At 67.2% G+C, this 19,979-nt stretch carries 19 protein-coding genes; 8 read left to right on the top strand and 11 right to left on the bottom strand.

What is annotated here, in order from left to right:
• The first annotated feature begins 50 nt into the window (after positions 1-50).
• On the top strand, positions 51-1,463 hold the full coding sequence (locus tag K8V11_RS01775) for an amidase (protein ID WP_303910494.1): 1,413 nt from the start codon (positions 51-53) through the stop codon (positions 1,461-1,463).
• Here K8V11_RS01775 and K8V11_RS01770 read toward each other — a convergent pair.
• The 3 genes from K8V11_RS01770 to K8V11_RS01760 form a co-directional block, all read right to left on the bottom strand.
• Complete coding sequence (locus tag K8V11_RS01770; protein ID WP_303910493.1) at positions 1,460-2,779, bottom strand: class I SAM-dependent methyltransferase; 1,320 nt, start codon at positions 2,777-2,779, stop codon at positions 1,460-1,462. The two genes, K8V11_RS01775 and K8V11_RS01770, sit on opposite strands and share 4 nt — an antisense overlap.
• Positions 2,780-2,870: 91 nt before the next feature.
• Positions 2,871-4,364 (bottom strand): FAD-binding oxidoreductase, encoded by a 1,494-nt coding sequence (locus K8V11_RS01765; protein WP_303910492.1) that lies wholly within the window; start codon positions 4,362-4,364, stop codon positions 2,871-2,873.
• Between the two features lie 92 nt (positions 4,365-4,456).
• Positions 4,457-5,593: a patatin-like phospholipase family protein gene (locus K8V11_RS01760; RefSeq protein ID WP_303910491.1), complete on the bottom strand. Its 1,137-nt coding sequence runs from the start codon at positions 5,591-5,593 to the stop codon at positions 4,457-4,459.
• Between the two features lie 138 nt (positions 5,594-5,731).
• Here K8V11_RS01760 and K8V11_RS01755 point away from each other — a divergent pair, with 138 nt between their 5' ends.
• From K8V11_RS01755 to aroD, 4 genes are all read left to right on the top strand, one after another.
• Positions 5,732-6,928, top strand: coding sequence for a sensor histidine kinase (locus K8V11_RS01755; RefSeq protein ID WP_303910490.1), 1,197 nt, complete (start codon positions 5,732-5,734; stop codon positions 6,926-6,928).
• Positions 6,925-7,581, top strand: a complete 657-nt coding sequence (locus tag K8V11_RS01750; protein WP_303910489.1) for a response regulator transcription factor — start codon at positions 6,925-6,927, stop codon at positions 7,579-7,581. Before K8V11_RS01755 ends, K8V11_RS01750 begins: the two co-directional genes overlap by 4 nt.
• A gap of 106 nt (positions 7,582-7,687) precedes the next feature.
• Positions 7,688-9,076, top strand: coding sequence for a lipase family protein (locus tag K8V11_RS01745; protein ID WP_303910488.1), 1,389 nt, complete (start codon positions 7,688-7,690; stop codon positions 9,074-9,076).
• 35 nt (positions 9,077-9,111) lie between these two features.
• Complete coding sequence (aroD, locus tag K8V11_RS01740; RefSeq protein WP_303910487.1) at positions 9,112-9,897, top strand: type I 3-dehydroquinate dehydratase; 786 nt, start codon at positions 9,112-9,114, stop codon at positions 9,895-9,897.
• Here aroD and K8V11_RS01735 read toward each other — a convergent pair.
• Together K8V11_RS01735 and K8V11_RS01730 are read right to left on the bottom strand one after the other, a co-directional pair.
• On the bottom strand, positions 9,894-10,337 hold the full coding sequence (locus K8V11_RS01735; RefSeq protein WP_303910486.1) for an SRPBCC family protein: 444 nt from the start codon (positions 10,335-10,337) through the stop codon (positions 9,894-9,896). The genes aroD and K8V11_RS01735 overlap by 4 nt on opposite strands.
• 68 nt (positions 10,338-10,405) lie before the next feature.
• Positions 10,406-11,062, bottom strand: a complete 657-nt coding sequence (locus tag K8V11_RS01730; protein WP_303910485.1) for a YdcF family protein — start codon at positions 11,060-11,062, stop codon at positions 10,406-10,408.
• A 197-nt stretch (positions 11,063-11,259) separates the two neighbouring features.
• On the opposite strand from K8V11_RS01730, the gene tpx reads away from it, so the two are divergent.
• The gene (gene tpx / locus K8V11_RS01725; RefSeq protein ID WP_303910484.1) at positions 11,260-11,757 is read left to right on the top strand and encodes a thiol peroxidase; all 498 of its coding nucleotides are present in this window, start codon (positions 11,260-11,262) and stop codon (positions 11,755-11,757) included.
• Between the two features lie 98 nt (positions 11,758-11,855).
• On the opposite strand, the gene K8V11_RS01720 is transcribed toward tpx, so the two are convergent.
• The 4 genes from K8V11_RS01720 to K8V11_RS01705 all read right to left on the bottom strand — a co-directional run bounded on the left by K8V11_RS01720 (position 11,856) and on the right by K8V11_RS01705 (position 15,834).
• Entirely contained in the window at positions 11,856-12,719 is an 864-nt protein-coding gene (locus K8V11_RS01720) for an aldo/keto reductase (protein ID WP_303910483.1), read from the bottom strand.
• A gap of 4 nt (positions 12,720-12,723) precedes the next feature.
• Positions 12,724-13,560: a serine O-acetyltransferase gene (locus tag K8V11_RS01715; RefSeq protein WP_303910482.1), complete on the bottom strand. Its 837-nt coding sequence runs from the start codon at positions 13,558-13,560 to the stop codon at positions 12,724-12,726.
• 31 nt (positions 13,561-13,591) lie between these two features.
• The gene (locus K8V11_RS01710) at positions 13,592-14,875 is read right to left on the bottom strand and encodes an alpha/beta hydrolase-fold protein (protein WP_303910481.1); all 1,284 of its coding nucleotides are present in this window, start codon (positions 14,873-14,875) and stop codon (positions 13,592-13,594) included.
• A gap of 92 nt (positions 14,876-14,967) precedes the next feature.
• Positions 14,968-15,834, bottom strand: a complete 867-nt coding sequence (locus K8V11_RS01705; RefSeq protein ID WP_303910480.1) for a DUF1906 domain-containing protein — start codon at positions 15,832-15,834, stop codon at positions 14,968-14,970.
• A 219-nt stretch (positions 15,835-16,053) separates the two neighbouring features.
• Here K8V11_RS01705 and K8V11_RS01700 point away from each other — a divergent pair, with 219 nt between their 5' ends.
• Complete coding sequence (locus K8V11_RS01700) at positions 16,054-17,436, top strand: NAD(P)/FAD-dependent oxidoreductase (protein WP_303910479.1); 1,383 nt, start codon at positions 16,054-16,056, stop codon at positions 17,434-17,436.
• 13 nt (positions 17,437-17,449) lie between these two features.
• Here K8V11_RS01700 and K8V11_RS01695 read toward each other — a convergent pair whose 3' ends face one another.
• Both K8V11_RS01695 and dapA read right to left on the bottom strand, forming a co-directional pair.
• A complete protein-coding gene (locus tag K8V11_RS01695; RefSeq protein WP_303910477.1) occupies positions 17,450-17,935 on the bottom strand; it encodes a hypothetical protein in 486 nt (161 codons plus the stop codon).
• On the bottom strand, positions 17,932-18,819 hold the full coding sequence (gene dapA / locus K8V11_RS01690) for a 4-hydroxy-tetrahydrodipicolinate synthase (RefSeq protein ID WP_303910476.1): 888 nt from the start codon (positions 18,817-18,819) through the stop codon (positions 17,932-17,934). Before dapA ends, K8V11_RS01695 begins: the two co-directional genes overlap by 4 nt.
• A 176-nt stretch (positions 18,820-18,995) precedes the next feature.
• On the opposite strand from dapA, the gene K8V11_RS01685 reads away from it, so the two are divergent.
• The coding region (locus K8V11_RS01685) for a hemolysin family protein (RefSeq protein ID WP_303910475.1) at positions 18,996-19,979 on the top strand (984 nt) is incomplete at its 3' end.

Raw genomic sequence — 19,979 nt, 5'->3', positions numbered from 1 at the left:
GCGGAGTTAATCCCACCGGTCACGGCGCACGAGGCGAGGTACTTTCGGGCATGGCAACACGAGTCCATTCGTTCACCGACGACGCGCTCGGAACCCTCGACGCCACCGGCATCGCCGAGGCGATCGGCGCGGGCACGATCAGCGCGGCCGAGGCAACAGAGGCGGCGATCGCCCGCGTCGAGAGCGTCAACGGACAGCTGGGCGCGACGGCGTTCGAGTGCTTCGAGCGCGCCCGTGCGCAGGCGTCCGCTCCGCTCGGGTCAGGCGCGTTTGCGGGCGTACCGTCGATGGTCAAGGACAACACCGACATCGCCGGTCTGCCGAGTCGCCACGGTTCATCTGCCATCAGTCCGCACCCCGCAAAGGCCGACTTCCCTTCCGGCGCACAGTATCTGGATCAGGGTTTCGCCCTCCTCGGCAAGACGACGCTCTGCGAGTACGGGCTCACCGCGAGCACCGAATGGGTTGACCGCGCCCCCACACGCAACCCGTGGAACACCGAATATTCGGTCGGCGCATCATCAGGCGGCTCCGCGGCGCTCGTCGCTTCGGGCGCCCTACCGATAGCTCACGCGAATGACGGCGGAGGAAGCATCCGCATCCCCGCCGCGGCCGCCGGCCTCGTCGGTCTGAAGCCAACCCGCGAACGTCATCTCGACCAGCCCGGGGTGCGCCGCCTGCCGGTGAACCTAGTCGCCGAGGGTGCGCTCACCCGCACCGTCCGGGACACCGCGCGGTTCATGGCGGGTATGGAGGCCAGCGCGCCGAACCTCGATCTGCCACGCATCGGCACCATTACCGAGCCCGGTGAGCGGCGTCTGAATATCGGGGTGCTTCGCTCTTCCGAGCTCGCCACGGTCGACCCGGAGGTCGTCGCCACCGTGGACTCCGTGGCCGAGCTGCTCGCCTCCGCCGGTCACCGAGTGCAAGAGATCGCCCCGCCCGCGGGCGTGCAGTTTTCCCGCGACTTCACGCTGTATTGGGGCCTATCTTCGGCGCTCCTCATTCTCGAGAGCACGCTGAGCCACGGCCGACACTTCGATCCCCGCAAGCTCGACCCGTTCACCAAGGGACTCGCCAAGCACTGGGCGAAGAACATCCACAAGACTGCGTCTGCCGTGCGTAGGTTACGCAAAATCCCCGCGCTATACGATGCCGCATTCGAGGATATCGACCTCATTCTCAGCCCGACGCTGTGTCACCCCGTGCCGGAGCTCGGCGTCATGTCGCCGGCACTTGGTTTCGAGGAGCTGTTCGATCTGCTCGAGAAGTATGTCAGCTTCACGCCGTTCAACAACGTCGGCGGCGGACCCGCGATCTCGTTACCTCACGGAACAACGAGAAACGGCATGCCCGGTTCGGTGCACTTCAGCGCTGCCCGCGGGAACGAGGCGACGCTCCTGCAGATCGCTTTCGAGCTGGAGGAAGCATCGCCGTTCCCCGACATCACCGCCGGCCCTTAGGCCTCCCACCAGGGACGCAGCGGGACGGTCCACGGCTTCCCGGCGTCCTCGTCGAGGTTGACGAGGAGGAACTGGTGGAGCTGGATCACGTTCGTCTCGAAGCCGTACTGGCACGCGCCCATATATAGGCCCCACAGCTTCGCCATCGGAAGGCCGACTTCCTCGACAGCCTCGTCCCAATGCGCTTCCAGATTCTTGCACCAATCGCGCAGCGTGAACGCGTAGTGCGGACGCAGGTTCTCCGAGTGGATGGTCTCGAAACCGACGTTCTCGGCCTCGGCCGAGATGATCGACGGTCCGGCGAGCTCGCCGTCGGGGAAAATGTAGCGGTCGATAAACGCGCCGGCCTTCGTCGTGCGCGAGTTCTCCGGCCGCGTGATCGAGTGGTTGAGCAGCAGCCCGCCGGGCTTCAGGAGGCTACGCAGCTTCTCGAAGTACGCCGAGTAGTTGTCCCGCCCGACGTGCTCGGTGATCCCGATGGAGCTGATCGCGTCGAACTGCCCCTCGGGCACATCGCGGTAGTCCTGAAGCCGCACCTCGGCGAACTCGCCCAGACCTTGCTTCTCGATTTCGGCCTGTGCCCAGCCGGCCTGTTCCTTCGAGAGGGTCACGCCGATCGCGTGCACGCCGCGGCGCGCCGCGTAGCGGACCATCCCACCCCAGCCGCAGCCGACGTCGAGGAGCCGGTCGCCGGCCTTCAGCCCGAGCTTGTCGAACACGAGGCGGTACTTGTTCTCCTGCGCCTCCTCGAGCGAGGCCTCTGCGTTCGGGTAGCAGGCGCATGTGTAGGTCATCGACTCGCCGAGCACCCACTCGTAAAACTTGTTGGACACGTCGTAGTGGTACGAGACGGCCTTCGAGTCGCGCTCCTTGGAGTGGCGCTGCAGACCCGAGAGCGCACGCCGCCACGGAGGCATGACCTCCATCTCCGGCACCGGCACGCCGGGGTTGACGTTCTTCAGCCCCACGGACTTCGCGATTCGCAGCGCGGTCGCGAAGTCCGGCTTGTGCGCCATCTTCTTGCGCAAGATCTCGAGCGCGCCGAAAATATCGTGCGGCGCGGCCGGGTGCACTCCGTCGACCTCGATCGATCCGGTCAGGTAGGCGCGTGCGAGACCGAGGTCCCCGGGCGCGAGGACGAACTGCTGCAGCGCCTCGGGAGAGACCATCCGCACCACCAGCGGGCAGTCGGCCGGCCCGAACGAGCTGCCGTCGTACGCCTCGATGCGCACCGGCGACGCCTCACCGTCGGCAACGGAAGAAATGATTTCGCCAATCGTCATCGGCTCGGCTCCGGTGCCGGCCTTGCGCCCCATGAACAACGCTCTACCTCCGTCGTGCTTTATCTTTTTATCTTTAACTATCTCGGGTGCGCCGTCGACGCGAATGTGCGCCGCTCGCCGCTAATCACCGTGCGCGCACGGTCTTGTCGTACAACGTCGGGAACCGCCCGTCGGGATCGAACTCCGCCTTGAGCCGGTCGGCGTGCTCCCCGCCGTACAGCGCGGCGAAGGTCGCTTCGTCGTAGAAGGCATCGGAGTACAGGGACTTATGCCCGCCGAGCTTCGACACCTCTTCTTCGATCCGCACGTTCCACGCGCTCTCGCTCGTGCCCGGCTCGATCGGGGCCGACGACCAGAAACCGATGTTGACGTAGGTGGTTCCTGCTTCGAGAGGGTACAGCGGCCACGGCCGTCCCGCGCCCGTACCGGCCCCGCCCGTCGTCGAATCGCCCTTGTCGAGCAGACGCAGCGGGCACAGCCACAGCGGCTCGATCGGCACCTCGCGCAGGAACCAGGAGATGAAGTCCGGCAGCCGGTCGATGGTCACCTCGACGTCCTGCACGACGCGCTCGCGCGGGCCCTCGCCCTTGAGCGCGCCGATCTTGTTGCCGAGATCGTATTTGTGGTCGAGCCCGATGATCTTCCAGTAGAACGACGAACGCAGCAGCTGTTGCGGCCAGAACTTGCGCACCTTCGGGTTCTGCGTGCCGAAGGCTCGCGAACACCAGAACCAGTCGGTGTCCCAGCGCCACAGGTAGTCGCGGATGCGCAGCACGTCGGTGGCAACGCCGGATTCATGCTGCAGCGAGCGGTAGTAGATCGCCTGCTTGTCGCCGATGCCGTCGTAGCGCGAAGGCCGGGCGTCCGCTCCGATTTCGTCGGCGGACACCATGCGGCCGAAGCTCAGGTACATCTCGTCGTCCGAGAACACGACGCCGTCGATAAAGTCGGCTTCTTCGCCGTCATAGGCCTCATTTGTGACGGCGGAGTCGAGCGCCTTCGTGAGTTCGGCGATGTCGTTGAAGCGGACGTGGCGCACGGCGACGAACTCGGCCACCGGAACGAGCGTGATCCGCAGGCGCAGCGAATACCCAAGCGAACCGTAGGAGTTGGGGAACCCGCGGTACAGCGTCTGCTCGCGCTCGCTGCCGCCGGGTCGGGCGGTGACGATCTCGCCGGTGCCGGTGAGGATGTCCATCTCGAGCACCGATTCGTGCGGCAGGCCGAGCGCGAACGAGGTGGCCTCGATCCCGAGCCCCGTTACGGCGCCGCCGAGTGTGATCGTCTTGAGCTGCGGCACCACGTGCGGCATGAGCCCGAACGGCAGCGTCGCGTCGACGAGATCCTCGTAGGTGCACATGCCCTGCACGTCCGCGGTGCGGGCTTCCGGATCGACGGAGATGACCTTCGTCAGCCCCGAGGTGTCGAGGCCAGGGCCCGGCGCTGACTGGCGGGCGCGGAACAGGTTCGAGGTCTTCTTCGCCAGGCGGACGCGGCGCTCGTCGGGGATGGCGCGGAAGGTCGCGAGTATCCGCTCGACCCCCTCGGCATGGGCGCTCTCCCCGACGATGAGTGTGGACTGATCGTTGCCGGACCGGGCGAGGGAAGTTGATGCCATACCGACAACAGTAGTCCCGCCGCTCTCGGCGCCGCCAAGCGGAAGGGGCGATTTTCACATCCGCGTTACCGGCGATTTCCCGAGCGGTCGCCCTAGAGCTTCTCGCGGTCCAAAGCCTCGCTGCACAGGTCGTGCCCGACGCCGATCACGTAGTCCGCGCGGTGGAAGTCGAACGCGGTGCACGTGCTCGCCGGCACCGAGATATGGATATCGGGCGGGTTTCCGGCGAGCCGGTACCCGGTGATCACCGCCTCGACCGCGTCGAGCGCCTGCACGACGACGTCGAACATGCCCAGCGATTTCGGCAGCGTGCCGTAGGTCTCGGCGACGGCGCCGGGCGAGATCGCGTGGTCGAGTTCGTCGCTGACCATCTCCTCGGCGGCGTCATAGTTCGACTTGGCGCCGGCATCGGCGGCCATCTCGGGCGAGACCTTCCCGGCGAGCCGCTTGCGCACCCTCGTTCCCGCGTGCGTTTTGCCGACCTCCCAGTCCTCGAGCGCCGGCAGCAGGCGGTTGGCGACAAAGCGGGTCATCTCCCTGTCGAACATCTCCGACGTCGCCGCGCGCAGCCGCGTCGCCCGGTCCTCGATCCGGTGCGGGGCGTCGTCGGCCTTCTTCACCTTCGCCTCGATTTCCTCCTCGGCCTCGTCGGAGGACTCGTTGATCACCGAGCCGAGGGCATCGCCACGCCGGCCGGTAAGCGAGACCGCGACCATGATGTCCGCGTTCGTCGCGATCAGCGGCTCGACCGGCACGGGATTCATCACCCCGCCGTCAATAAGCAGCCGCTCCCCCACGACAGCGGGCGTGATCACCGACGGGATCGCAAACGACGCCCGCATCGCCACGTCCATCGGTCCGCGCGTGAACCACACCTCGCGCCGCGAATGCATGTCCGTCGCCACGGCGGTGAACGGGATGCGGGCGTTCTCGATGCGCGCCCCGTCGAGAATCTTCGACAGCCGTTGCATCACCCGTCGCGCGCGCATAGCTCCGCCACCGGTGAGGGCCGGATCGATGAGCCTCACGACGTCACGTTGCGTAAGCGGGCGCACCCACTCCTCGAACTCGTCGAGCTTGCCCGCGGCGTACAAGCCGCCGACGACGGCGCCCATCGACGCCCCGGAAATCGCCACGATCTCGTGCCCCCGCGCCTCGAGTTCGCGGATCACGCCGATGTGCGCGTACCCGCGCGCACCACCGGATCCCAGTGCCAAAGCCACTCGCATGTGCGGGCGCACCTCCTCGATTCGAGCGTTAATCACCGTGCCCTGCGCACGTATTCGGCCCCCATTGTCCTCCACCTCCCGCCCCCGCGTAATCCGTACACGCGGATTCGTGCGGCGAGAACACGTAAGTTCAGAGGCATGACCGACGCCCCACCGGACACCGCGCACCAGGCGCCCGACCAAGTCATGCTCGTTCTCAACTGGGCCCTGCACGCCCTGTTCGCGGGGCTGTGGCTGCTCGCGGTCGTTCAGGCCTTCTCGCTGGATGACGGCAGTCGGCTGTTCTCTCTCGCCGCCGCGTCCTGTCTGCTCCTGGTCTACGGCCTCGGGGCGGTGCTGCCGCGTCTAGCCCGCGGACAGGGGGCTCTGCTGTGGGTCGCCGCGCTCGTCGTGCTGTGGGCGCTGCTCATCGTCCACGTCCCCTCGGCGGCCTACCTCGCGTTCCCGCTGTTCTTCCTGTGCCTGCACGTGCTTCCGCTGCGTTCGGGTTCGCTCGCGGTGGTTCTCGTCTGCGCGATCGCCGTGGTCACGATCGGCACCCAGCAGGAGTGGACGATCGGCGGCGTGGCCGGACCGACGGTCGCCGCGGCGGCGGCCATCGCGGTGGCCGTCGGCTACCGCTCGCTCATGGACACCCGCGCCGAACTCGCGGCGAAGGAGCGCGCGGCGGGGCAGGAGGCCGAGCGGACGCGGCTGGCCGGCGAAATCCACGACACCATTGCCCAGGAGCTCGCGAGCATCCAGATGCTGTTGCGTGCGGTCGAGCGTTCGGCGCCCGAACACCCGTCGATCGACGACATCCGTCTGGCTCGCGAGACGGCGGGCAATTCGTTGCACGAGGCGCGTCGGGTCGTCGCCGCGCTGCGCCCGGCCGTGCTCGAGGGAACGACGCTCGCCGGCGCGCTGGAGCGCGTCGCCCTGCACGCGCCCTCGCTTCCCGACGGCACGCGCCCGCGCGTGCGGGTCACCGGAACCGGAGACGTCGACGGCGGGGTGCGGGTGTCCTCGGCGCTCGTGCGGATCGCCCAGGAGGCGGTCTCCAACGCGGTGCGACACGGCCATGCGACGCAGATCGAGGTCTCGGCGACCCGCGCCCGTCACGGCATCGAACTCACGGTCCGCGATAATGGAACCGGCTTCGACACCGCCCGGCTCGAAGACGCCGCGGGCTTCGGGCTCGAGAACATGCGCCTGCGGCTCGACGAGCTCGGTGGCAGGCTGAGGATCGACTCCCAGCCAGGGGTGGGCACGGTTCTGGGCGCGACTGCACCTGTACGAATGGTCGCAGGCGACGGCGACAACGCCGAGGCCTCGAAGGAGGAATCCACGCGATGAGCACGATCCGGTTACTTCTCGCCGACGACCACGCGGTCGTCCGCCGCGGCCTCGCCGCCCTGGTCGGGGCCGAGGACGATCTCGAGGTCGTCGCCGAAGCGTCGACGTCGAAGGCGGCGATCGAGCGCGCCCGAATCGGCGACATCGACGTCGTCCTCATGGACCTGCGGTTCGGGGAGGTCGGCGAGCTCGGCTCAACCCCGGGCGGCGTGGAGGCGACGCGCGCGATCCGCTCCAGGGAAGACGCACCCGCGGTGCTCGTGGTCACCGCCTACGATTCCGACCCCGAGATCCTCGGCGCCATCGAGGCGGGCGCGGTCGGCTACATGCTCAAGGACGCCGAGCCCGAACAGCTCGTCGGTGCGATACGGGCCGCGGCGCGCGGCGAATCGGCGCTTGCACCGGCCGTACAGGCGACGCTTATGGGCACCTTGCGCACAGGCCGCCCGGCGCATCCGGACACCGAACTCTCCCCGCGCGAGCACGAGGTACTCAAGGCCGTCGCCTCGGGCGAGACGAACCGGAAGATCGCCCGCGAACTCGGCGTCTCGGAGGCCACGATCAAGACCCATCTCACCCATGTGTTCGGCAAACTCGAGGTGTCCTCACGCACCGCGGCGGTCGCCAAGGGGCGCGAGCTAGGCCTGTTGTAGCGCCCGAACTTCGCGAGGAGACGGCCGCCTCGCCCCTATGACCCCTTGCGTCCCATTTCGGTCAAAGCGCCCTCGCGAGGAGCCCGAAATTCGTATAGTGATCGCCATGACTATGGTTCACATCACTTCTTCTTCCGATTCGGGTGTGGCCGACGGCGCCGCGTCCCCGCGGTCCGCCCTTCGCCGCGGGGCCCGGGGAGTCCTCGCCGGCGTGTGCGGCCTGGCGCTCGCCTGCACCGGGGCGGTCGCCGTCGCGCCGGCGGCCTCTGCGCAGACCGGGTCGGTGTCCGATAACGGCTTCACCCATCCCGATTTCTACGCTCCCCCGTCCGAGCTTCCCGGTGGCGATCCGGGCCAGCTCATCCGTTCGGAACCGATGGGCCTTGCGTTCGATGGCCTCCCCGGCTTCTGGCAGGGCGACGCGCAGCGGGTCATGTACACCTCAATCGGCGCGCGCGGCGGCGAGGTGCCCGTGACCGGCACCTACATCCGCTCGTCGAAGCCCGCCCCGGGCGGGGACCGCCCGCTCGCCGTCGTCGCCCCTGGCACCCAGGGCGCCGGCGACCAGTGCGCCCCGTCCCGCAATTTCGAGACCGGGCTCAACGTCGCCACGTCTCCGCCGAGCATCTCCCCGGGCTACGAGGCGATCGCCGCGTGGACGCTGGTCGACCGGGGCTTCGACGTGCTCGTCACCGATTACGAAGGTCTCGGCACCCCGGGCCAGCACACCTACGTCAACAGCGACGCCCAGGCGCACGCCGTTCTCGACGGCGCCCGAGGCGCGATCGCCGCCTCCGACGGCCGTCTCAGCCCGGAATCGCCGGTCGTCGTCACCGGCTATTCGCAGGGCGGTGGCGCGGCAGCCGCCGCAGCCGAGGCCGCGCCCGATTACGCGCCGGACCTCAACCTCAAGGGCGTCAACGCCTCGGCGGCGCCGCTCGATCTGCGCGCCACGCTCAAGCAGGTCGACGGCAACCTCATCGCGGGAGTCATCGGATACGCGATCAATTCCTTCCTCGCCACCGACCCGAGCCTGCAGACGGTGCTCGACGAGGAGCTCAACGACGCCGGCAAACGCCTGCTCGCGGACACGGCGAACCAGTGCATCGGGGATTCGATCCTCACCTATCCGCTGCGCAGCACGTCCGACTTCAGCAAGTCCGGAGAGTCGCTCGACCAGATCATCGAACGCCGTCCCGAGCTCAGCGAACTCCTGGACAGCCAGAAGCTGGGCGAGAAGGCGCCGCAGGTTCCGGTCCGCCTACAGGGGAACCTCAACGACGACGTCATCCCCTATGAACCGATCAAGAACGGGGCTGCGAGCTGGTGCGCCGGGGGTACGGCAGTCGAATTCGTCACCGACGGCCTCCCGCCGATCGTTCCCCGCTCGGCGATCAACCACCTCGCGCCGTACCTGACGAACGCGAACGCGGTGAACGACTACCTCGTCGGGCGCGTGCTCGACCAGCCGGCGCCGCAGAACTGCGCGGTTTGACGAAGCATTCACGGGGCGGGAAAGCTTGGATCACCATGCCGAGCTTTCCCGCCCCTTTGCGCGCAGACCGCGCCGCCGTCATAGTCCCCCTCGTCGCCGCGGACGCCGCGGGGCTGCGAGCCGAATGCGCACAGATCGCGCAGCTGGAGCCGGGGATCGTGGACCTCGTCGAGTGGCGCGTGGACCGCTTCGAGGAGGCGGCGCGGAGCGGCGAGATCGACGCAGCCCTCGCCGTCATCGCCGATCTACTCCCGGGCATGCCGATCCTGGCCACGTACCGCACGCCGGCCGAGGAGGGCCGGCCGGAGCTGCGCCCGAATCCGCCCGCGACCAGCCCGGACCTACCGGATAATTACCTCGAGCTGGTCGGCCGGCTTGCCCGTGCGCAGGGTGTGGCGCTTGTTGACGTCGAACGCTCCCATCCGCACGCCGCCGCGGCCCTCGACGAATGTCGACGCGCAGGCGCGCCGGTCGTACTCTCGGAACATCATTTCGACCGCCCGCTGCCTGCAGACGAGGTGCGCGCGGTGTTCGCCGCGATGGCGCAGGCCGGTGCGTCGGTCGCGAAACTCGCGGTCATGCCTGACGCGGCGTCCGACGTCACCGAGCTGATGTATGCGACGTCGCTGGCCGCGGAGGAGTCGGAGGTTCCGCTCATCGCCATCGCGATGGGAGGGCTCGGGCAAGTCACCCGCGTCGCGGCACCCGCGTTCGGTTCATGCGCCACGTATTGCACCGTCTCCGGGGCCTCGGCACCCGGGCAGGTCCCTGCGCGCGAAGCCCGCGAGGCGGTCGACCGCCTCACCGCCGCACGCACCTAGCCGTAGCGGCGCTCGGTCTCCTTCTTCAAGCCCTTGGTTGCGGTATCCGCGGCGAGCTTCTGCCCCTGCTTGACCACGAGCCCGGGCAGCTTGAGCTTGAGCTCGACGGTGAGGTCGAACTCGACGTGCGTGGTCCCGTCGCCGTTGTCCGTGAGCTGATAGCGACACTCCTGCACCTTCTGCGCAGAACTCTCCTCGGCGAGAGTCCACGAGAGCTCCCCCTCGTACCACTCGTAGTCAAGGGTCATCGTGTCCTTGACGCCGAACTGGGAGATGGTCTCTCGCACCTTGAGAGGCCATCCCTCCTCGTCCTTGTCGAGAATCTCCGCAGACGCGTGGGCCGTCGACCACTTCGGCAACGCCTCGACGTCTGCGAGAACCTCCATCACCTCGGGCACGGAGGCGGCGATATCGATTTCCTTCTTCACTGAAACAGCCATGCCCAGAAGTATAGTGAGCTACCTCACAGCAACATCGATGAACCCTCGCATTGCCCCCCCGAGGGGGCTTAGGCCACGACTCCCGTGATGGGAATCCGGCCGTTCACCGCCTGACGGAAGTTGAGCACGCCGCGATTGACATGAAAATCGTTGGTGACGACGACGGCCGCGGTTGCCCCACGCTCTTCGAGGATGCGGTTGGAGAACTGCGCGTTCTGCACGGTGCTTCCCGAACGATCCTCCTGGGTGATCCTTCCCGGGAAGACGCCGGCGCCGACGAGCCAGTCGTTCATCGCACGCGCCTCGGTGACGCCGTTCTGCGGGACACCGCCGGTGACGATGATCGGCGCGGACGGGTACTGATTGGCCAGACGGAGCGCGGCCTGCAGGCGCTGCTCGAGGACCGGACGGATCGAGCCATCCTCGTAGAGGCCGGCACCGAGAACGACGATGTAGGTCGTGAACGGGTTGACGCTGAGGACCGCCGGGCTGTCCGAGCTGAACTGCTCGAATTCGCCGCACTGCTCGAGCATGTCCGCAGGCACGTGCTGGCACGCGAGGGAGAGTCCACCATTGAACAGCGCGTTGTCCGAAGGCATTTCCAGCGACTGTGCGGTCGCGGTCGTCGCGCCGGCGAAGACCATACCGGCGGCGGCAACAGTTGCCGCGGCGGCACGGAGCAGAGGACGCCGCCGCGAGCGGCGGGTCTCGGTGATGTTGACCATGGACAGGCAGCCTTCCGATATCCGGGGCGGCGCATTCCCCGGCTGTGACAAATGTGACTAGAGTTGTCTGTACGCGTGCGCCACGCTACCTGGTTACATCGCCAATGCCAATCGTTTTGTGACCAACTTGTCGCCGATTCTTAATATTTCGTGGGTGAGTTGCGACACGCTCCCCTTGTTTCGGGTAAAACGAAGGCATGGCTACTACTGCACTCAAGGGCAATACCGTCAACACCGCAGGCGACCTTCCGGCCACCGGAACAGCCGCTCCCGCTTTCGAACTCGTGGGCTCCGACTTGTCGGTTCTGTCGAGCTCGGACCTTTCCGGCAAGCGCGTCGTGCTCAACATCTTCCCGTCGGTGGACACCGGCGTCTGCGCGGCATCGGTCCGCAAGTTCAACGAGCTCGCCGCCGGCCTCGATAACACCGAGGTTGTCTGCGTCTCCGCGGACCTGCCGTTCGCCGCTGCGCGCTTCTGCGGCGCCGAGGGCATCGAGAACGTGCGCACGGGCTCGACGTTCCGCTCGTCGTTCGGCACCGACTACGGCACCTCGCTCGTCGACGGTCCGATGGCCGGCCTCAACGCCCGCGCCGTCGTGGTCTACGACGAAGACGGCACGGTCATCCACAACCAGCTCGTTCCAGAGATCACCGAGGAGCCGGACTACGATTCGGCAATCGCCGCGCTGGGATAGCGCGCTCGATACCCAAAAAGCGGCCCACCGGCGGTGGGCCGCTTTTTCGTGTCTATCGACGTTTGCCGCGCGCACCTTGCCGGGCGCCGTGTAGGACCCTAGCGCTGCATTCCGGCGTAGGTGTGCGGATCGTGCCCGATCTGGTTCCCGCCCTCCAGCGAGGAGATCGCTGCGATCTCCTCGGCGGTGAGTTCGAAGGGCGGCTCGGCATCGGCGACCGCGAAGTTCTCCGCGAGCCGCGCGGGGTTCGCGGACTTCGGAATCACCGAAACGCCCTGTTGCAGCGCCCATGCGAGTACCACCTGTGAGGCGGGTACTCCGTGCGCGGCAGCCGCCGCGGCCACCGGCTCGGCGTCGAAATCCGCGCCCCGCGACAGCGGCGAGTACGCCTCCACGACCACGCCCAGCTCCGCGCAGCGGGCGAACGTGTCCGGGTTGTGCCACGAGGGGTGGAACTCGATCTGATCGACGGCCGGCGCCTCCCCGGTTTCGGACACGAGGCGATCAAGGTGCGGGGTGAGGAAATTCGCCACTCCGACGTCACGAATAAGCCCTTCGTCCCGCGCCCTGGCGAGCTTGGCAAAGGCGTCGAGATAGCGGTCGTGCTCCGGCAGCGGCCAGTGGATCATGTACAGGTCGAGGTAATCGGTGCGCAGCGCATCGAGGGAGCGCTCCAGAGCGCCGCGCCACTCGCCCTCGGCATGGTCGGCATTGCGCAGCTTGGACGTGAGGAACAGCTCCGCGCGATCGATCCCGGACGAACCCAACACCTCGCCGATGAACGCCTCATTATGGTATGCGGTGGCCGTATCGATATGGCGGTACCCCAGGTCCAGCGCCGTCTCGAGCGCGGCACGGTCGGCGCCGAGAGTGTCGGACCCATCGGCGCCGAGCCTGTACGTGCCGAGCCCGAGCATGGGCATCTGCGCGCCCGAGCGCAGCGTGGTCGTCTTCGTAGCCATTCGCCTACCTCGCGATGCTCTGGTCCATGTCCTCGGCAGGAATGACGTCGGGCTCGCCCACCCGCACGACCTTGGCGGGCACCCCGGCGACCGTCGTGAATGGCGGCACGTCGAACAACACGACCGAGCCTGCCGCGACTTTCGCGTTGTCGCCGATCGAGATGTTGCCGATGACGTTGCTGCCCGCGGACAGCAGCACGCCGTTGCCCACCTTGGGGTGGCGATCGCCGTCTTCCTTGCCTGTTCCACCAAGTGTGACCCCCTGGAGGATCGACACGCAATCGCCCATGACGGCGGTCTCGCCGATAACGATGCCGGTGGCGTGGTCGGCGAGGATTCCGGACCCGACTCGCGCCGCCGGGTGGATGTCCATGGCGAACACCTCGGACACCCGCGATTGGAGGAACGAGGCGGCCATCACGCGGCCCCCGTTCCACATCTCGTGGGCAACCCGGTGGATCTGGAACCCGAGGAAGCCCTTGGCGAAGAGGTAGGGCACGAGGTGGTTCGGGTACGCGGGGTTGCGTTCGAACGACACCTGCAGGTCCGCCGCGACGGCGTCCATGATGGACGGGTGCGCGCTCAGGACCGCGTGGATCTCCTTCGTGAGCACGTGGCGGGGGATCTCCGGAGTCGCGATCCGCGCCGCGGCCAGGCGCGAGAGGGACTCGGCGAAGGTGTCGCACCCGTCGATCAGGTCGAGGACGAGCCCCGCGACAAGGGGCTCATCCCGGGACATGCGGGCGTCGTCGGACAGCTGGTCCCACACCCGGGTGGCCGTCGACGGGTCGGCGGTGCACACGGATGCAGAGACGTTGGCGTCGTGATGCGTGCTAGTCACTTCGCCCACAATACTTCAGATCAGCGTGAATCTATGCCCCGAGCGTCCCGCGAATCGACTCCCAGGCCGCCGGCATCTGCCCCGCGAACGTCCACCAGTTGTGCATGCCCTGCGGGACCTGCGTGAAATCGTGCTCGACGCCCTCGCGGTCGAGAGCTCGATGGAATCGGTTGGTGCACACGTTGACCGCCTGCTCGAGGAACATCCCCTGGGCGTAATGCAGCGGGTTGAAGTCGTAGGTGGCGAGCTCGTTCGGCGCGGCCGCTCCCGTGGCGGAGGAGAAGAACACCTTCGTGCCGCGCAGCTTGTCGGAGTTGATCGTGGGGTCGTGAGCCTCCCACGTCGAGTTCGGGTACTCGCCCCACATGTTGTCGATATCACCCGAGCGCGAGGCAACGGTGAAGTCGGCGAGGACCTTTCCCAGGCCCGTGGTTTCGTAGCAGCCCGAGATTCCGGCGACCGCGTCGTATTTATCCGGGTGCCGCATCGCCATCGACATCGCTGCGGAGGCACCCATGGACACGCCTGCGATGCCGGTCTTGCCGCTGTGCTTCAGGTCGATCTGGTCACCGGCGAGAACCCGTGGAAGATCCTCGGTGATAAAGGTTTCCCACTTGTTGATGCCGAGGGCATCGTCCTCCTGATCCCAGTCCGCCCACATCGTTCCCGGGGCCTGGGTCGGGACGATGAGGTTGACGCCCGAGTCCTTGAACGTTTCGAAAACGCCCCGCTGGGCGAAGCCGCTCGGGTTGGACGCGCCGACGCCGTCGAGCAGATAGAGATTCGGGGCATCGCCGCCGCCGGCGGCCCGGTACACCTCGACCTTGATCTTGCGCTTCATCGGTCCATAGGCGATTTCCCACTGCTCGTATCGCTCGTCGCCGCGCAGCTTGTCGATGGAGCCCTGGATCGCCGGATCACCGTAGTTGCCCTCGAGCGCCTCGTTGCGGTCGATCTTCCGGATCACGTGGATATCGTCGTCCGCGAGGGAGGGGTCAGATTCGGGCATTTTCCCGGCCTCCGGGCCGAGGATCGCCGGGGAGATACCGACCGCGGCGATCGAGCCGATGACGGTGGAGCCTGCGAACAGAGGGTGGCCCGAGGAGCCGAGGATCTGGGTCGAGGTGTCCGGCCCCGCCGAACCGAGCGAATCCGACACCGAGGCGGTGAGCCCGTCCTCGCCCGACAGCGAGCCCTGGAGCTGGTCGAGCGAATCAGACGCTTGCGCCCCGGCGGGTGTGGCCGTGAAGACCATCGCCGGGGCGACAACGGCGCACGTGAGTGCGCGAAGAATGGTCGACGGGCGGTGCGCCATAGAGATACTCCTCGCTCGGCCGCCCGACCCTTAGGTCGTCAAACGAAGAAGCGGCTGCGCAGTATCTTATGGCACTTTAACTATCCCTGGAATTATCCCTGGACAGATCCCAGGTCCGGCATCTGCGGAAGCTCCGGCAGCGGCGGGAGGGAGAAGCCGCCGCTGGTGCCCCACTGGCCGTAGTTGACCGAGTACACGCGGTTGACGTCGGAGGGGACCCCGCCGATGCTCGGGTTGTGGCCCGGGATCTGGTACATCGTGGCGAGCGGGTGGATGATGCCGTTGGAGCCCCAGCCATGCTGCCAGTAGTAGGTGCCGAGGTTCTGCCCACGGCACCAGTCGATCGTCGGGGCGTTGCAGTACACGCCGAGCACGAGGCCGGCGCCGCGCAGCAGCTGGTCCCAGCGGCGCAGGTACGGAGCGATGAGGTTGTCGAAGTCTCCGCGGCTCGGGTTGTCGTCGATGGCGACGTACATCGCGGCGCCGGCGGGTCCGCCTGCGCCGTAGTGGATGCCGATGCCGATGGGAGCGTGGTGGTTGGCTGCGCCTTCGCCGCCGCGCCAGTCGGCGGTGGCGTCCTTGCCGAACTGGTAGCACGACGTCACCGTCAGGCCGTTGGCGCGGAAATCATCCGCCTCGGGGCGGCCGAGCGGCTTGCCCACCATCCACTCGGCGCCGGGACGGCGGTTCGAGCAGTAGCGGATGGCGCCCATGTGGCCCGCACCGCGCACGGCACCGGCGGACGGGATGCCACCCGAGTAGTCGATGATCGTGCCGAGCTGCGGGCTCGACCCTGCATTGGTGATGGGGCCGCCGCCCGGAAGCAGTCCGGACAGCTCCGGCAGGCCCGGAACCGAGGACTGCGCGTTGGCGGACGGTGCCAGGCCCGCGGCGACGGCGCCCGCTGCTGCGGCCCCGATGCCCGTGCGGCGAAGGAAGGATCGGCGATCCAGGCTCATGCGTACTCCGTAAGTGATTTAGCCGTGCGCGCATCCACGCGCGCCAGTGAACGTAACGATTGTGTCACAAGTGGGACTCGAATGCAGCATGGCAGCGGTGAGAACTTTAGTCGTATGCAGGCCGAACCCCTCGATATGACCGGCTTGGCGCACGCCGTAAGGCTCTCGCCAGTAACATCACGTGCGACCGACAAGCCCCCAGGCGCGAAAGAAGGACCGATGCCCACGGATTCCCCTCATTCGAATGCCCCCACAGGTAGGCACCATGTGGTTGTCGTGGGCTCCGGTTTCGGCGGGCTGTCCGCGGTGCAGTCCCTCGCCGATGCCGATGTCGACGTGACGATGGTGTCCGCCGTGGGCTACCACCTGTTCCAGCCGCTGCTCTACCAGGTGGCCACGGGCATGCTCTCGGTCGGGCAGATCGCCCCGCTCACGCGGATGGTGCTGGAAAAGCAGAAGAACGCGCGTCCCCTACTCGGCGTGGTGACCCACATCGACCTCGAGTCGCGGTCGCTCATGCTCGACTCTCCCGGCATCGACGGCGGCAGCATCCAGATCCCGCTGTCCTACGATTCGCTCATCATCGCCGCCGGCGCCAATCAGTCGTATTTCGGAAACGAGCACTTCGCGCAGTTCGCCCCCGGGCTCAAGACCATCGACCACGCCCTTGAGATCCGCAGCCGCATCGTCAACGCGTTCGAACGAGCCGAGACCTGCATCGATCCCGTGGAGCGGCGGCGCCTGCTCACTTTTGTGGTCGTTGGCGGCGGTCCGACCGGAGTGGAGATGGCCGGGCAGATCGGCGAGCTCGCGAACGAGACGTTCGTCGGTGCCTACCGCAACATCAACCCCGCCGACGCGCGCGTGATCCTCGTCGACTCGGGCAAGGAGGTTCTCTCCTCCTTCGGCCCACAACTGGGCACGCACGCCCACAAGACGCTGAACAAGCTCGGCGTCGAAGTCCTATCCGAAACGCGCGTGGTCGACATCGACCGCCACGGGGTCACCGTCAAGGCGAAGAAGACCGGCGAGACCCGCCGAATCCCCGCGTCCTGCAAGGTGTGGGGCGCGGGCGTCGAGGCTTCCCCGCTGGCCCGGCACGTCGCCGAGGCCTCGGGCGCCGAGGTCGATCGCGCCGGTCGCGTGCACGTGCAACCCGATCTCACCCTTCCCGGCCATCCCGAGGTCTTCTGCGTAGGCGACATGGCGGCGGTCGAGGGCGTCCCAGGCCTCGCACAGGGCGCCATCCAGGGCGGCGAATATGCGGGCAGGCGCATCGTAGCGCTTCTTGACGGCGAGGAAGCCGTGTCCGAAAGGGAGCCGTTCGTCTACAAGGATCTCGGTTCGATGGCGACCGTCGCGAAGTATTCCGCGGTGGCCGACCTGTTCGGCAAGGTCCGCGTCTACGGGTTCATCGGGTGGGCGATGTGGCTGTGGGTGCACCTCATGGGGCTCGTCGGATTCTCGAACCGCTTCCTCGTCGCAGCCTCGTGGGCCTTCCAGTTGTTCGGCAAATCGAGACCGCTCATGGCGATCACGAACCAGATGCTGCGCGGGCGCGAGGCCGTGCAGGAGAAGAAGCGTCTCGGCGAGGTGCAGTAGCGCCGCCGGCCGCCTACGCGCCGGCGAGGCGAATGCGCTCGAGGGAGAAGCGTGTCGCCAGCCAGGCACAGTAGAGCTCGAGACCGTTCGGGTACTGCGCGCCGGCGGGCGCATCCGTGCGCTTCAGCGACACCTTGTGCTTGCCGATCATCGAATGCGCGTGGACGGAGAGGATTTCGGTTCCTCCGCCGTCATACAGCGTCCAATCCTTTCGCAGCAACGAGGACGGCTTGAAGGTGAACTCGGTGTCGTACCAGATGAGCGCGCTGGGCCGCCCCAGCACCAGCGGCCTGGAGAACTCGCCGACGACCTGCCCGTATTTGTCGTAGGCGAGGTACAGGCGACGCCCGCGGTATGCGCAGCGGAACGTCCAGCGCGTGCCGGCTACCCCTTCGGCGTCGACGTTGAATCCGAAGCGGGAGTCGCGGGTCAGTACTCCGCTCCCGGCCAGAACCAGCCGATGACCGTTGTATGAGCGGAGCCCGCGACTATCCGTCATAGCCCGGTCGCCTCCAGCGCCGCCGCGATCCTGTCTCGATGGGACTGCGGGCCCTGCAGCAGGGGCATGCGCAGATAGTCAGAGGCGATGACGCCCTGCATCTTCAGCGCCGCCTTGACCTGGATCGCGCCCTGCGAGGTGTGCATGATGGCATCGACCAGCGGTACGAGCCGGCGGTGGATGTCGCGCGCCTGGGACAGGTTGCCGGCGTCGATGGCGTCGATCATCTCGCGGTACTGGTTTCCGGCCAGGTGGCCGACAACCGACACCACGCCGGATGCGCCCTGCGCGAGGTGCGCGAGGTTGAGCTCGTCCTCGCCGGAGAACCACATCAGGTCCGTCTCCGACTGCAGCCGGGTCGCCTCGAACAGGTCCCCCTTGGCATCCTTGACGGCCTTGACCGCGTCGATCTTCGCGAGCTCGCGGATCGTGTCTGAGGTGAGCGCGGTCCCGGTGCGCCCCGGGATGTCGTAGGCCATGACAGGCAGGCCGCCGCCCGCCTCCGCGATCTGGCGGAAGTGTTCGACGATCCCGGCCTGGGTCGGCTTGTTGTAATACGGCGTGACGACGAGAAGGCTGTGCGCCCCGCGGGCGGCCATCTCGCGCGCCGCGCGGGCGGAGTGCTCGGTGTCGTTCGTGCCGCAGCCGGCCATGACCTTGACCCTGTCGCCGACGGCCTTGACTACGGCCTCGACGCAGTCGTAGTCCTCTTCGTCGGTGGTGGTCGCCGACTCGCCGGTCGTGCCGTTGACCAGCAATCCGTCGTGTCCGTTGTCCGCGAGGTGACGCGCGAGCTTGGTGAGCGAATCGAAATCGATCGACCCGTCGTCGTGCATCGGGGTCACCATCGCGGTAACAACGCGACCAAAGGGATTCTGACTCAAGCTTCTCACCTTCTCCTGTAAACGCCGTCTTCCTGGCACTATAGCCTTCCCGACGCGATTGCGACGACGACGCCGAATAAGTAAATCTGCTATAAAGAATTCTTACAACTTCATCCCGCACGCGCGCGCAACCGGTGCAGCGCTTTCATTTTCGCACGTCGCGAGAAAGGCCCATTTTGCTTACTGCCTGGATTCTGCTCCTGGCATTTCTTCTCCTGGTCGCGGCCAACGCGCTCTTCGTCGCGGTGGAATTCTCCTTCCTCACGGTTGACCGCGAGGCCGTCCGGTCCGCCGCCGCCGAGGGCGACAGGATCGCTCTCGTCGCCGAGCGTTCGCTCAAGAAGACCTCGACCAACCTGTCCGGCGCGCAGCTCGGCATCACCGTCACGAGCCTCATCGCCGGCTTCATCGCGAGCCCGGGCATCGGCGCGCTTCTCACCGAATTCCTCGGCTGGACCGGCGTGCCGCGCGCCGCGTCGGTCGGTATCGCCACCACCGCGGCATTCATCATCGCCACGTTCACCCAGATGGTGTTCGGCGAGCTCATCCCGAAGAACTGGGCACTGGCCGCATCGATGAAGGTCGTACGGGTCTCGGTGATCCCGCAGGCGATCTTCATGTGGACCTTCGGCTGGCTCGTGTGGCTGCTCAACTCGACCGCCAACGCCGTGCTGCGGGCATTCGGGTTCAATCCGAGCGAGGAGCCGCCCAACACGCGCAGCGGCGCCGAGCTCCTCAGCTCGGTCAACCGGTCGAGCCGCGTCGGCGCGCTCGACTCGCACACCGCACAGCTCGTCGCGCAGACCCTCGAATTCGGCAACCGCACAGCGGCCGACGCCATGCTGCCGCGCCCTTTGGTGACCTTCGTCGACTCGGCCAGCGCGGCCGAGCTGCTGCACCTGACCGCGACGACCGGCCACGCCCGCTTCCCCGTGATCGGCGACGACGTCGACGACATCCGCGGCATCGTGCACTACCGCCAGGCGCTCGAACTCGATCCGTCCGCGCGCGAGAACACCTCCGTGGAATCGCTCGCCCGCCAGGTCCCCATCGTCTCCGAGTCGATGACTCTCGACCCGCTCATGCGCGTACTGCGCGAATCGGAATGGGAAATGGCGGTCGTCGTCGACGAGTACGGCGGCACCGCCGGAATCGTCACC

This window comes from Dietzia timorensis, assembly GCF_020742175.1.
In the GTDB taxonomy this organism is placed as follows: domain Bacteria; phylum Actinomycetota; class Actinomycetes; order Mycobacteriales; family Mycobacteriaceae; genus Dietzia; species Dietzia timorensis_A.
This window is presented reverse-complemented; position numbering and strand designations above follow the sequence as displayed.

What these genes read in the sequence shown, in the direction of transcription:
- K8V11_RS01775 (WP_303910494.1), top strand. Translation starts at nt 51, where the DNA reads ATGGCAACACGAGTCCATTCGTTCACCGACGACGCGCTCGGAACCCTC.
- K8V11_RS01770 (WP_303910493.1), bottom strand. Translation starts at nt 2,779, where the DNA reads ATGGGGCGCAAGGCCGGCACCGGAGCCGAGCCGATGACGATTGGCGAA.
- K8V11_RS01765 (WP_303910492.1), bottom strand. Translation starts at nt 4,364, where the DNA reads ATGGCATCAACTTCCCTCGCCCGGTCCGGCAACGATCAGTCCACACTC.
- K8V11_RS01760 (WP_303910491.1), bottom strand. Translation starts at nt 5,593, where the DNA reads ATGCGAGTGGCTTTGGCACTGGGATCCGGTGGTGCGCGCGGGTACGCG.
- K8V11_RS01755 (WP_303910490.1), top strand. Translation starts at nt 5,732, where the DNA reads ATGACCGACGCCCCACCGGACACCGCGCACCAGGCGCCCGACCAAGTC.
- K8V11_RS01750 (WP_303910489.1), top strand. Translation starts at nt 6,925, where the DNA reads ATGAGCACGATCCGGTTACTTCTCGCCGACGACCACGCGGTCGTCCGC.
- K8V11_RS01745 (WP_303910488.1), top strand. Translation starts at nt 7,688, where the DNA reads ATGACTATGGTTCACATCACTTCTTCTTCCGATTCGGGTGTGGCCGAC.
- aroD (WP_303910487.1), top strand. Translation starts at nt 9,112, where the DNA reads ATGCCGAGCTTTCCCGCCCCTTTGCGCGCAGACCGCGCCGCCGTCATA.
- K8V11_RS01735 (WP_303910486.1), bottom strand. Translation starts at nt 10,337, where the DNA reads ATGGCTGTTTCAGTGAAGAAGGAAATCGATATCGCCGCCTCCGTGCCC.
- K8V11_RS01730 (WP_303910485.1), bottom strand. Translation starts at nt 11,062, where the DNA reads ATGGTCAACATCACCGAGACCCGCCGCTCGCGGCGGCGTCCTCTGCTC.
- tpx (WP_303910484.1), top strand. Translation starts at nt 11,260, where the DNA reads ATGGCTACTACTGCACTCAAGGGCAATACCGTCAACACCGCAGGCGAC.
- K8V11_RS01720 (WP_303910483.1), bottom strand. Translation starts at nt 12,719, where the DNA reads ATGGCTACGAAGACGACCACGCTGCGCTCGGGCGCGCAGATGCCCATG.
- K8V11_RS01710 (WP_303910481.1), bottom strand. Translation starts at nt 14,875, where the DNA reads ATGGCGCACCGCCCGTCGACCATTCTTCGCGCACTCACGTGCGCCGTT.
- K8V11_RS01705 (WP_303910480.1), bottom strand. Translation starts at nt 15,834, where the DNA reads ATGAGCCTGGATCGCCGATCCTTCCTTCGCCGCACGGGCATCGGGGCC.
- K8V11_RS01700 (WP_303910479.1), top strand. Translation starts at nt 16,054, where the DNA reads ATGCCCACGGATTCCCCTCATTCGAATGCCCCCACAGGTAGGCACCAT.
- K8V11_RS01695 (WP_303910477.1), bottom strand. Translation starts at nt 17,935, where the DNA reads ATGACGGATAGTCGCGGGCTCCGCTCATACAACGGTCATCGGCTGGTT.